The organism is Avibacterium sp. 21-595, from assembly GCF_023611905.1.
GTDB lineage: Bacteria > Pseudomonadota > Gammaproteobacteria > Enterobacterales > Pasteurellaceae > Avibacterium.
In genome coordinates this window covers 1,880,730-1,892,500 of sequence record NZ_CP091455.1, presented here as the reverse complement: position 1 = coordinate 1,892,500, position 11,771 = coordinate 1,880,730, and the positions used below count along the sequence as shown (strand labels likewise).

Annotated in this window: 11 protein-coding genes, 2 rRNA genes and 2 pseudogenes (1 of these 15 only partly in view); 12 read left to right on the top strand and 3 right to left on the bottom strand. The window is 40.1% G+C overall.

Annotation, left to right across the window (positions count from 1 at the left end):
- Both L4F92_RS08760 and rrf read left to right on the top strand, forming a co-directional pair.
- Positions 1–770: ribosomal RNA gene (locus tag L4F92_RS08760) — 23S ribosomal RNA — on the top strand; it begins 2,129 nt to the left of the window's first position.
- Positions 771–883: 113 nt separating this feature from the next.
- A 5S ribosomal RNA gene (rrf, locus tag L4F92_RS08755) occupies positions 884–999 on the top strand.
- Between the two features lie 211 nt (positions 1,000–1,210).
- Here rrf and L4F92_RS11125 read toward each other — a convergent pair.
- A pseudogene (locus L4F92_RS11125) lies at positions 1,211–1,466 on the bottom strand (lipopolysaccharide kinase InaA family protein).
- Between the two features lie 123 nt (positions 1,467–1,589).
- Positions 1,590–1,778 carry a hypothetical protein gene (locus L4F92_RS08750; RefSeq protein ID WP_250349671.1) on the bottom strand — a complete coding sequence of 63 codons (189 nt, stop codon included), beginning with the start codon at positions 1,776–1,778 and terminating at the stop codon, positions 1,590–1,592.
- 92 nt (positions 1,779–1,870) lie between these two features.
- Here L4F92_RS08750 and L4F92_RS08745 point away from each other — a divergent pair.
- Both L4F92_RS08745 and L4F92_RS08740 read left to right on the top strand, forming a co-directional pair.
- A pseudogene (locus L4F92_RS08745) lies at positions 1,871–2,302 on the top strand (phage head morphogenesis protein); the annotation flags it as partial.
- Positions 2,303–2,656: 354 nt separating this feature from the next.
- Positions 2,657–3,844 carry a porin gene (locus L4F92_RS08740; RefSeq protein WP_250349672.1) on the top strand — a complete coding sequence of 396 codons (1,188 nt, stop codon included), beginning with the start codon at positions 2,657–2,659 and terminating at the stop codon, positions 3,842–3,844.
- 434 nt (positions 3,845–4,278) lie between these two features.
- On the opposite strand, the gene cmoA is transcribed toward L4F92_RS08740, so the two are convergent.
- Positions 4,279–5,004, bottom strand: coding sequence for a carboxy-S-adenosyl-L-methionine synthase CmoA (gene cmoA, locus L4F92_RS08735; RefSeq protein ID WP_250349673.1), 726 nt, complete (start codon positions 5,002–5,004; stop codon positions 4,279–4,281).
- A 197-nt stretch (positions 5,005–5,201) separates the two neighbouring features.
- Between cmoA and L4F92_RS08730 the strand changes: the two genes are divergently transcribed.
- From L4F92_RS08730 to ruvB, 8 genes are all read left to right on the top strand, one after another.
- Positions 5,202–5,492, top strand: a complete 291-nt coding sequence (locus L4F92_RS08730) for a type II toxin-antitoxin system RelB/DinJ family antitoxin (RefSeq protein WP_250351659.1) — start codon at positions 5,202–5,204, stop codon at positions 5,490–5,492.
- On the top strand, positions 5,493–5,789 hold the full coding sequence (locus L4F92_RS08725) for a type II toxin-antitoxin system RelE/ParE family toxin (protein WP_250363445.1): 297 nt from the start codon (positions 5,493–5,495) through the stop codon (positions 5,787–5,789).
- 84 nt (positions 5,790–5,873) lie between these two features.
- Positions 5,874–7,643: an aspartate--tRNA ligase gene (gene aspS / locus L4F92_RS08720; protein WP_250363444.1), complete on the top strand. Its 1,770-nt coding sequence runs from the start codon at positions 5,874–5,876 to the stop codon at positions 7,641–7,643.
- 42 nt (positions 7,644–7,685) lie between these two features.
- Positions 7,686–8,129, top strand: a complete 444-nt coding sequence (gene nudB / locus L4F92_RS08715; protein WP_250363443.1) for a dihydroneopterin triphosphate diphosphatase — start codon at positions 7,686–7,688, stop codon at positions 8,127–8,129.
- Positions 8,130–8,490: 361 nt separating this feature from the next.
- Entirely contained in the window at positions 8,491–9,231 is a 741-nt protein-coding gene (locus L4F92_RS08710; protein WP_250363442.1) for a YebC/PmpR family DNA-binding transcriptional regulator, read from the top strand.
- A gap of 77 nt (positions 9,232–9,308) precedes the next feature.
- Positions 9,309–9,869 (top strand): crossover junction endodeoxyribonuclease RuvC, encoded by a 561-nt coding sequence (ruvC, locus tag L4F92_RS08705; RefSeq protein WP_250363441.1) that lies wholly within the window; start codon positions 9,309–9,311, stop codon positions 9,867–9,869.
- Between the two features lie 86 nt (positions 9,870–9,955).
- On the top strand, positions 9,956–10,570 hold the full coding sequence (ruvA, locus tag L4F92_RS08700) for a Holliday junction branch migration protein RuvA (RefSeq protein ID WP_250363440.1): 615 nt from the start codon (positions 9,956–9,958) through the stop codon (positions 10,568–10,570).
- 13 nt (positions 10,571–10,583) lie between these two features.
- On the top strand, positions 10,584–11,591 hold the full coding sequence (gene ruvB / locus L4F92_RS08695) for a Holliday junction branch migration DNA helicase RuvB (protein WP_250363439.1): 1,008 nt from the start codon (positions 10,584–10,586) through the stop codon (positions 11,589–11,591).
- The last annotated feature ends 180 nt before the right edge of the window (positions 11,592–11,771 follow it).

The window sequence follows — 11,771 nt, the reverse complement described above, 5'->3', positions numbered from 1 at the left end:
ATGAAGCGGTAACGCCAGTTATCGTGGAGTCGTTGTTGAAATACCACCCTTTAACGTTTGATGTTCTAACGAAGCGCCTGAAACGGGTGTTCGGACAGTGTCTGGTGGGTAGTTTGACTGGGGCGGTCTCCTCCCAAAGCGTAACGGAGGAGCACGAAGGTTTGCTAATGACGGTCGGACATCGTCAGGTTAGTGCAATGGTATAAGCAAGCTTAACTGCGAGACAGACAAGTCGAGCAGGTGCGAAAGCAGGTCATAGTGATCCGGTGGTTCTGAATGGAAGGGCCATCGCTCAACGGATAAAAGGTACTCCGGGGATAACAGGCTGATACCGCCCAAGAGTTCATATCGACGGCGGTGTTTGGCACCTCGATGTCGGCTCATCACATCCTGGGGCTGAAGTAGGTCCCAAGGGTATGGCTGTTCGCCATTTAAAGTGGTACGCGAGCTGGGTTTAGAACGTCGTGAGACAGTTCGGTCCCTATCTGCCGTGGGCGTTGGAGAATTGAGAGGGGCTGCTCCTAGTACGAGAGGACCGGAGTGGACGCATCACTGGTGTACCAGTTGTCTCGCCAGAGGCACTGCTGGGTAGCTAAATGCGGAAGAGATAAGTGCTGAAAGCATCTAAGCACGAAACTTGCCTTAAGATGAGTTCTCCCCGACTTTAAGTTGGTAAGGGTTGTTTGAGACTAAGACGTAGATAGGCTGGGTGTGTAAGCGATGTGAGTCGTTGAGCTAACCAGTACTAATTGCCCGAGAGGCTTAACTATACAACACTCAAGGGTTTTGGCTTGTTTTTGATTGAGAGAGTAGAGATTTTAGAGCGGAATGCTTTGAAGTCTGTAGATAAGAGAGATAAGCTTTAGATAAGCGAAAGAATTATCTTGGCGGCGTTAGTGCAGTGGACCCACCTAAATCCATGCCGAACTTAGAAGTGAAACGCTGTAACGCCGATGGTAGTGTGGGAGTTTCCCATGTGAGAGTAGGGCACCGCCAGGTTTTGAATGAGAGAAGAACGCCATTGAGGGAACTCAGTGGCGTTTTTCCATTTTTGGAGGGAGGAGGATATTTTCACTCTATTACTCAAAAGATAAAAGAGGATTGAAATCTAAGTAGGTTATTAAATTTTTAAAATTCACTTTTTGCAAAGTCAAATAAAAATTTCTATTTTTATTCAAAATAAGAGAAAAGGATTTATATAGCTGCTAAATTATTTACAATATCCAACTAAAATTTCATTCCAATCTGGCTGAGTAAATTGAATTGCCAGTTTATTTCCCTCTTTATTAAAAGAGCGGTGTAATTTAGTTAGATTTTGGGCTTTCCAACTATTACCCGATTTTTCTGTGCATTTCTAAGAGCCAATATTTTTGTTCTGGCGTGACGAAATGTTGTACTAAAATAGTATGGGGGTTGAGGTTGGTGTGGCAAATTTGTCGATCATGTAATTGACAGATTAGTCGCAATACTCATTCAAACTCTGCTTCAAATAAACGCCTATCCATCGTGGCTGAATAAATCATGAGTGTAATTATAGGCTATTTTGGTCTTTGATTTGAGCTGCAACAGATGATGTGCGCAAGTATCGTTTAGCAATTATTAGGCATAAGGGCGGTAATAAAAGGTATCCAATCCTGTTTCATCAATAAAACGGCTTGATATTCATCGTATTGTTCCAATGTATGTTGATAAGCGGCTACTTGCTCTGGTTTTTGCTCTCCTTTATAGCGGGCTGTCTTTTTTACGCGTAATACCCAAAATTCACTCAAATAAGTCATATTTGAGCGATTTTGTAAGTGCGGTGCTTTTTTGTTAATTATTTATTCGACAAAATCATTGCTCTTTTGAGGATGGTGATTTTGCTCAGTGGTATCAACAAATGCGAGATAATGTAGATAACCGCCCTTATTGGCAATATAGCGCCGTCAATGATGATCGCACCCGCCCAAGTCATAGCGCAATGAATGGTTTAGTATATGCCTACGATGATCCATTCTGGCACACCTTTTACCCGCCTAATGGCTTTAATTGCCGTTGTACGGTGATTGCCCTTGCCGAGCGGGATATTAAGCGGCGTAACCTCGAAGTTAGCCAAGGCGAAGGGCGATTGGTGGAATATGAGCGTAAAATTAACCAACGAGAAACCGAGAAAACCACGGCGTTTAAGGTCAATGAAGATCGTTGGGTGATTACTGACCGTGGCTTTGATTACAACGTGGGGCGCACAAGTTATAAACCCAATTTAGACCTGTACCCCGAAAAACTCGCTCACCAATTTGCTAAACGGGAAATGAGTGGCGGGGGTTGAAATGGGATTTTGCTCAATTTGAAAGAGAATTTAATACTGTTATTAACTTTAGCTCTTATATGCCTTAAGTAATCTTGATAAGTCATCATTATTTATATTTTATACATTAGGTGCAAATTCATACAAATTCCGCATTAAGCAAATATAGAGATGGATTTTTTCTTAAAATATGTGATCTTGATCACTAAATACAATGAACTTTTTCAGATTTTACATTGACACTTGAATATTTCTTTGCCAATATAGCCGTGCTTCAAGTGAAGTCAGCTTTGACATTTTCTTTTAAGAAAAGTTTTAGCCTAACTTTAAAATTTGTTATAACAACTTAATTCTGAAAGGAATTTAATTATGAAAAAGACATTATTAGCATTAGCAGTTGCAGCTGTAGCAACTTCAGCAAGCGCGGCAACAGTTTATAACAACGATGGCACACAAGTAGATGTAGGCGGTCGTTTTGATGTAGCTTTAGGTAAATTCAACGATAATGAACGTGCTGACCTTCGTAACGTTGGTTCACGCTTAGAATTCAAAGCACAACACGATTTAGGTGAAGGTGTTAAAGTAATCGGTTACTCTCGTTTACGTTTCAACGATGGTGGTGATAAATGGGATACTGGTTCTTCATTCAATAATATTAAAACTAATAAATTGTGGTTAGCACTTCAAAAAGATGAAATTGGTCGTGTTTCATTTGGTAAACAAGATACTACTGGTGATGCAGTAGAGCTTAATGATCATTCTTATCTATTCGGTGGTAACAATAACTTATTCACTGGTGGTGATAAAGTCGTTTCTTTCCGCTCAGCAGATTTTCAATTAGCTGAAGGTCAAACTTTAGGTTTTGGCGCTGATTATACTTTTGGTCAAGCTAAGAAACAGAATGAAGCTTCAGACCTTAAATATGCTTATGGTACATCTGCATTTTATGCAGGTCAATTCGCTGACGTTGGGGTAAATTTAAATGCTGGCTATACTGTAGAAGTGTATGACAATGGTGAGGCTGCGAATAAAGATGCTACTCCTCCAGTTCAAGCTAAAAAAACAACAGGAACAGGTCGTAAAGTTCAATCTTGGCGTGTAGCTTCTCAATTTACTTATGGGCCAGCAACTTTCGGTGCTGAGTATGGTCAATCTTATTACAAAGATCACCAAACCCAAGATCAAGAAGGAAGAGGTCGTTTCTTAGAAGTTGCGGCTAAATACCAATATTTAGAGAACGCTTCTGTGTATGCCGCTTGGGAACGTAATCAATATAAAGGTAACAAAGCAGGCTTAAGTTTCGATAAAGGCGATGCAAACTTCTTACGTTCTGTAGTTGGGACTTTAGATGTAGCTAAAAATCAGAAATTAACAGAAAATGTTTATCTTGTTGGTGCAGATTATGCATTTAACAAAAATGTAGTAGCTTATGTTGAGTATGCACATTCACGCGTTAAAGGCACTGGTACTATTGGTGGCAATGATGTGAAAGTTAAAGGTCAAACTCAAAGCGCTAAAGATAACCGTTATGCTGTTGGTTTACGCGTTTACTTCTAATTGTTAGATTAGATATTTATCTATCCCAAAAGCCACGTTTGACGTGGCTTTTTTAATATGTGCTAACTTTGAATCGGTTACTTTTAAATTTCTATTTTTCATGCAATTGCATGACCTGTGATGGGTTTACTTGTAATACACCGTTAAGGTTTGCTAACTGCTTTTCTAACAATCGAAGATCCAATTTCTCAGGAATATGCACTGCAATAGCATTAAGGTTCTGGTATTCGTAAAGCAATTCAGTCCCTAATTTTTGGCTGGTAGTAATAAGTTGTTGTGGATTTGTTAAAGTGCGGTTATAAAAATAATAAAATCGCGCGTGAAAAGCGGATCTATACTCAGTTGTGAAAGGCCGGTAACTCCCCTATCTTGAGCATAAAGGGGATGAATTACCGTTCCTAATAGTGCAATCAAAACGAATGAGCGCCTTTTCATTATTTAATGGCAATCATTGAACCGAAATTAAAACACTGAAACCACAGTTCAACGTGAGAAAATCCTATGGATTTTAACCGCACTTTGTGCGTTTCAATCTCATCTGTTCGCATCACATTTTCAAGTGCGGTACGTTTTTGGCTAACTTCTAGCTCACTATAACCATTGGCTCGTTTAAATTCGTGGTGCAGATTAATCAGTAAATCATCAATTTTTTCATCATTAAAACGGAATTTTTCCGATAACACTAACACCCCATTTGGGTTTAAACCTTGGTAGATTTTTGTCAGTAGCGTGGTGCGATCTTGCGGAGGCAAAAACTGCAGGGTGAAATTCAAAATCACCATTGAGGCATTTTCAATGTGAATTTGACGAATATCATCACATAAAATTTCAACGGGAATATCACTGTGATAAGCCTGAATATGCTGACGGCAACGCTCTACCATTGGCAACGAATTATCCACCCCAATAATTTTCACATTAGGTTGCTGAATATGACGTCTGGCAGAAAGCGTTGCTGCACCACGGGAACAACCCAGATCATACACATTTGAATTAGGCGTAACAAAACGGCTTGCCAACATACCAATTGCGGTAATGATATTAGAATATCCCGGCACAGAACGTTGAATCATATCGGGAAACACTTCCGCGACATTTTCATCAAAAGTAAAATCGCCTAAATTTTTAATCGGGGCAGAAAAGAGGGTATCTTTAGTCATTATTTATCCTAAATTTTTCACTAAAATGTGCTGAAAATTAATAAAATTTTCCCCGCACTTTATTTTGCTTGTATTTTAGAGTAAGACGGTGGTTCTCACAAATGAAAATAGATTAAGCTTAATTTGTAATGATAATGTATATGCAATATAATGCCATAAACTTAACTTAATCTATCAAGAGGTTTATTATGGCAACAATGACGAACAATAATGCGGTGGTGAATTTTCGTTTGCCACAGCATTTAAAAACCGAGGCGTTTGAAGTGATTGCACAATATGGTCTTACTCCCTCACAGGTATTCAATATGTTTTTAACGGAAATTGTTGCGACTAAAGCTATTCCTTTAAGTTTGAATTATTTGCAACCTAATACAAAAACGTTAATGGCAATGGATGAAATTGAAAATGGAAAAGCTGAGCGGTTTTCTCTTGATGCTAATACTGATCTTGCCTCTTTACTAAAACAAAAAGCCGAAGGAAAAGAATAAATGAGCCAGCCGTTGCCAATTAATGAAATTGAAATGGCAAAAGAATTTAAGCGAGATTTAGTACAACTTGCCAAAAAAACACCGCACTTGTTTGTTCACCCCCGCTATTTGGAAGTAATGCATTGCTTAACAAATGGGATAACCCTGCCTGCCGAATATAAAAATCATCCACTTAAAAATAATTTGAAAGGCTATATGGATTGCCATATTCTCAATGATCTCGTGCTAATTTATAAAATTGAACAACAATGCCTAAAATTAGTTCGGTTAAACACACATTCAGAAGTTTTTGCATAACTTCTCAATTAACAATTCTATCCGCCCTCGATTTCCGCTATAATTCCGCTGTTATCACTTTTTAAAATTTTGAAGGAAAATATTATGATGCGAACTCATTATTGCGGGGCATTAAACCGCAACAACATTGGGCAAGAGGTTACGCTAAGTGGCTGGGTGAATAAACGCCGTGATTTAGGTGGACTTATTTTTATTGACTTACGCGATCGCGAAGGGATTGTGCAAGTTTGTTTTGATCCTAAATATCAAGAAGCATTGAGCGCAGCAGCCAATTTACGCAATGAGTTTTGTATTCAAGTTAAAGGTGAAGTCATTGCACGCCCTGAAAATCAAATTAATAAAACAATGGCAACGGGCGAAGTGGAAGTGTTGGCAAAATCTCTTTCTGTTTATAATGCCTCGGATGTCTTGCCATTGGATTTCAACCAAAATAATACAGAAGAACAACGCTTAAAATATCGTTACTTAGATTTACGTCGTCCTGAAATGGCGCAACGCTTGAAAACTCGTGCGAAGATTACCAGTTTTGTACGCCGTTTTATGGATGATCACGGTTTCTTAGATATTGAAACCCCAATGCTAACGAAAGCCACCCCTGAAGGTGCGCGCGATTATTTAGTACCCAGCCGTGTCCATAAAGGGAAATTCTATGCCTTGCCACAATCACCACAATTATTTAAACAATTATTGATGATGTCTGGCTTTGATCGTTATTATCAAATTGTAAAATGTTTCCGTGATGAAGATCTGCGTGCTGATCGTCAACCTGAATTTACCCAAATTGATGTGGAAACTTCGTTCTTAACCGCACCAGAAGTGCGTGAAATTATGGAACAGATGATCCACGGATTATGGTTAGCGATCTTAGGCGTAGATCTCGGCAAATTCCCAATGATGACGTGGCAAGAAGCAATGCAACGTTTTGGTTCAGATAAACCTGATTTGCGTAATCCATTAGAAATGGTCGATGTGGCTGATTTAGTTAAAGAGGTCGATTTCAAAGTATTTAGCGGCCCAGCTAATGATCCAAATGGCCGTGTTACCGTGATTCGTGTGCCAAATGGTGCAAGCATTACGCGTAAACAAATTGATGAATATACTCAATTTGTCGGCATTTATGGCGCAAAAGGCTTAGCTTGGTTGAAAGTGAATGAGCTTGAAAAAGGCTTAGAAGGGGTGCAAAGCCCAATCGCTAAATTCTTATCTGAAGATGTTCTGAATGCTTTATTAACACGTGTACAAGCACAAAATGGCGATATTCTCTTCTTTGGTGCGGATAAATGGAACGTGGCAACAGATGCAATGGGCGCATTGCGTTTGAAATTAGGTCGTGATTTAGGCTTAACCCGTTTAGACGAATGGAAACCACTTTGGGTCATTGATTTCCCAATGTTTGAGCGTGATGAAGAAGGTAATCTTGCCGCGATGCATCACCCCTTCACTTCACCGAAAGATTTCAGCCCTGCACAACTTGAGCAAGATCCAACCTCAGCAGTAGCAAATGCTTATGATATGGTCATTAACGGTTACGAAGTAGGCGGTGGCTCTGTGCGTATTTTTGACCCAGTAATGCAACAAACGGTCTTCCGTATTCTTGGTATTAATGAAGAAGAACAATATGAAAAATTTGGTTTCTTACTTGATGCCTTAAAATTCGGTACGCCACCACACGCAGGATTGGCTTTCGGCTTAGATCGTTTAGTGATGCTTTTAACTGGCACAGACAACATTCGTGATGTGATAGCCTTCCCGAAAACCACCGCCGCGGCGTGCTTAATGACAGAAGCGCCAAGTTATGCGAACCCACAAGCTTTAGCCGAATTAGGGATTAGCGTGGTAAAAAACGAGAAATAACTTTAGGTAAATAGGCGTGGGGACACCCACGTCTTATCTTGTATGACTTACAAAAATCCCCAAAGCGTTCTTGTTATTATCTACGCCAAAAACACAAATCGCGTGTTGATGCTACAACGCAAAGACGATCCTGATTTTTGGCAGTCGGTAACGGGGTCAATAGAAAAAGGCGAAACCCCAAAAGAAGCGGTAATTCGTGAACTTTGGGAAGAAGTGCGGTTAAAAATTTCACCAAATTCCACCGCACTTTTTGATTGCAATGAAAGCGTAGAATTTGAAATTTTTCCGCATTTCCGCTATAAATACGCACCGAATATCACGCACTGCCGGGAATATTGGTTTTTATATGCGGTTGAACAAGAATTTGAGCCTCAATTAACTGAGCATTTAGCTTTTAAATGGGTTTCGGTGCAAGAAGCCATACAGCTAACAAAATCGCCAAATAATGCCGCAGCGATAAAGAAATATTTAATAAATAAAGGCTGATAAATCTCCCCTAGCCTCTTTTTGCTAAAAAGGGGAAAGATGCGATGAAAAAATAAGAGAATTTTTCACCGCACTTGGGGAATAATATAAATAATATCAGCGTTCAGCTTGATCCCGTCTGAATTGCCTGAACGACTGAAATTTTTAGCAAAATTCAGCGTGTTTGAGCGTAGCGAGTTCTGAATTTTGCGTAAAGAAAATTTCAACTAAGTGAAGAAAAGCAGTGAAGTCGGGCGTGCTTACTTTTACTTTGTACGAGCAAAGAAAAAGTCAGTCGCCAACGGCGAACCCGATTTATAAAAATAAACAAATTTAATTAAACTCAAGATCAAAAAGATCACAGAAAATAGAAGGAAAAAAAATGGCAGGACATAGTAAGTGGGCGAATATTAAACACCGTAAAGCCGCCCAAGATGCCCAACGTGGAAAAATCTTTACTAAATTAATTCGTGAATTAGTTACCGCAGCAAAATTAGGTGGTGGTGATGTAAGTGCCAACCCACGTTTACGCGCGGCGGTGGATAAAGCCCTTTCTAACAATATGACACGTGATACCATTAATCGTGCCATTGACCGTGGTGTAGGCGGTGGCGATGATACGAATATGGAAACCAAAGTCTATGAAGGCTATGGCCCGGGCGGCACAGCGGTTATGGTGGAATGCCTAAGCGATAACGCAAACCGCACGATTTCACAAGTTCGCCCAAGTTTCACCAAATGTGGCGGAAACTTAGGCACAGAAGGCTCGGTAGGATATTTATTTAGTAAAAAAGGCTTAATTTTGATTGCCGAAGCTGATGAAGATGCGTTAACAGAAGCGGCGATTGAAGCGGGCGCAGATGATATCCAACCACAAGAAGATGGTAGCTTTGAAATCTATACTGCGTGGGAAGATTTAAGCACCGTGCGTGAAGCAATTGAAGCAGCTGGCTTTAAAATTCAAGAAGCAGAAGTCACAATGATCCCATCTACTACGGTGAATCTTGATGCAGAAACCGCACCAAAATTATTACGCTTAATTGAAATGCTGGAAGATTGTGATGACGTGCAAAACGTTTATCACAATGGTGAAATCAGTGATGAAGTGGCGGCACTGCTTTAATTTTTCACATTGATTTTATTGACAGTAATTTAAAAGGTGCGTGATCTCATCAGCACCTTTTTCATTTAGGAAAAAAGATGGCAATTATTTTAGGTATCGATCCGGGATCTCGTTTAACGGGTTATGGAGTGATCCGCCAAGTTGGACTTAAATTAGACTATTTAGGCAGCGGCGTAATTCGTACTCAGGCAGAAGATATGCCCACACGCTTAAAACGAATTTATGCTGGCGTGAGTGAAATTATCACCCAATTCCACCCTACAATGTTTGCTATTGAAGAGGTCTTTTTGGCAAAAAATGCCAATTCTGCATTAAAACTTGGGCAAGCACGTGGCGTGGCGATTGTCGCTGCGGTGAACCAAGATTTACCAGTGTTTGAATATGCGGCTCGTTTAGTGAAACAAACGGTGGTCGGAACAGGCGCTGCGGATAAAACCCAAGTACAAGAAATGGTAATGCGAATCCTCAAACTATCTGCAAAGCCACAAGCCGATGCGGCAGATGCCTTAGCTATCGCCATCACTCACGCTCATTCTGCCGCCCAGCTTTCTCAAGTGAATCAAAATACGCAAAAAACAGGCGTAAAAAGCACCGCACTTTTACGTCCTAGATATAGTCGAGGGCGTTTTCGTTTATAGTCGTTAAGAGTGAAAATTTATTGTTTAAAACTGGATATTTATCCAGTTTTATTTTATGCTATGGCAAATCGTTTTAAGGGGAAATTATGATAGGCCGTTTAACAGGATTATTAGTCGAGAAGCAACCACCAGAAATTTTACTTGATGTACAAGGCATCGGCTATGAACTTTTATTGCCAATGACCAGCTTTTATAACTTACCAGAAACAGGGCAACAAACCACATTATTCACCCATTTGGTGGTGCGAGAAGATGCCCATTTATTATTTGGTTTTTCTCATAAACAAGATCGTAGTCTATTTCGCGAACTGATTAAAACCAATGGCGTTGGGCCTAAATTAGCCTTAGCAATTTTATCTGCAATGTCAGTAAATGAATTTGCCTATGCCATAGAACGTGAAGAATTGTCTAAATTGGTTAAAATTCCGGGCGTTGGAAAAAAAACAGCAGAACGTTTACTGGTTGAATTAAAAGGGAAATTTAAAGATTTACAACAAGCCGATTTCTTTATTGAAAGTACCCATTTGCCTATGGTTGAAAAATCATCAAACAAAGAAAATATGCATATTGATGATGCGGTAGCGGCATTAATTGCTTTAGGTTACAAAGCAAGTGAGGCGGAAAAAATGGTGAAAAAAGTCGCCGATCCAACACTTAATAGTGAACAATTAATCCGCGAAGCCCTAAAAGCAGCGTTATAAATAAGGCAGAATAATGATTGAAGTAGATAGAATTGTTAGCGCAACAGAAAAATTTGATGAAGAATATATTGATCGCGCGATTCGTCCTAAATTACTCACTGATTATGTGGGGCAACCGCAAGTATGTGAGCAAATGGAAATTTTTATTCAAGCAGCAAAGTTGCGTCAAGATGCGCTCGATCACCTCTTAATTTTTGGCCCTCCGGGTTTAGGAAAAACCACACTGGCAAATATAGTAGCCAATGAAATGGGCGTCAATATCCGTACCACATCTGGGCCAGTATTAGAAAAAGCAGGTGATCTTGCTGCGATGCTTACCAATCTCGAACCGCACGATGTACTATTTATTGACGAAATTCACCGCCTTTCCCCTGCGATTGAAGAAGTCCTGTATCCCGCAATGGAAGACTATCAGCTTGATATTATGATTGGTGAAGGACCAGCCGCACGTTCGATCAAATTAGACTTACCCCCTTTTACCTTAATTGGTGCAACGACGAAAGCTGGCTCGCTCACTTCCCCTTTGCGAGATCGCTTTGGCATTGTGCAACGCTTAGAATTTTATTCAGTGGAAGATCTCACGTCTATTGTGGCACGCAGTGCGCAATGCTTAAATTTAGCCATTGAACAAGATGCCGCACAAGAAATTGCTTGCCGTTCCCGTGGCACACCACGTATTGCAAATCGTTTACTACGTCGCGTGCGTGATTATGCGGACGTAAAAAATGCAGGCCAAATATCCGCACAAATTGCGCAATCAGCCCTTTCTATGTTGGATGTGGATCCGGCTGGTTTTGATTTTATGGATCGCAAATTATTAAGCGCGATTATTGAACGCTTTGACGGTGGCCCTGTGGGGTTAGATAACCTTGCTGCCGCCATTGGTGAAGAACGCGAAACCATTGAAGATGTGCTTGAGCCTTATTTAATTCAGCAAGGTTTTTTGCAACGTACACCAAGAGGACGTATCGCCACATTACGAACCTATCGCCATTTTGGTGTCAATAAACTCACCGACTAAGCAAGAAAAGAAAGGAGCAAGTAGGGGAGCGAACCATTTGCTTGCAAGATTGATAGGACAATAAAATTTCATCGCAAATTAGCTAAATATTCACTCAAAGTATAATGGGATAAGAGGGGATTTTTGATCGTATTATATTTAGTCCTGATAAGATGTGGTAATCACGTTTAATTAAGAAAA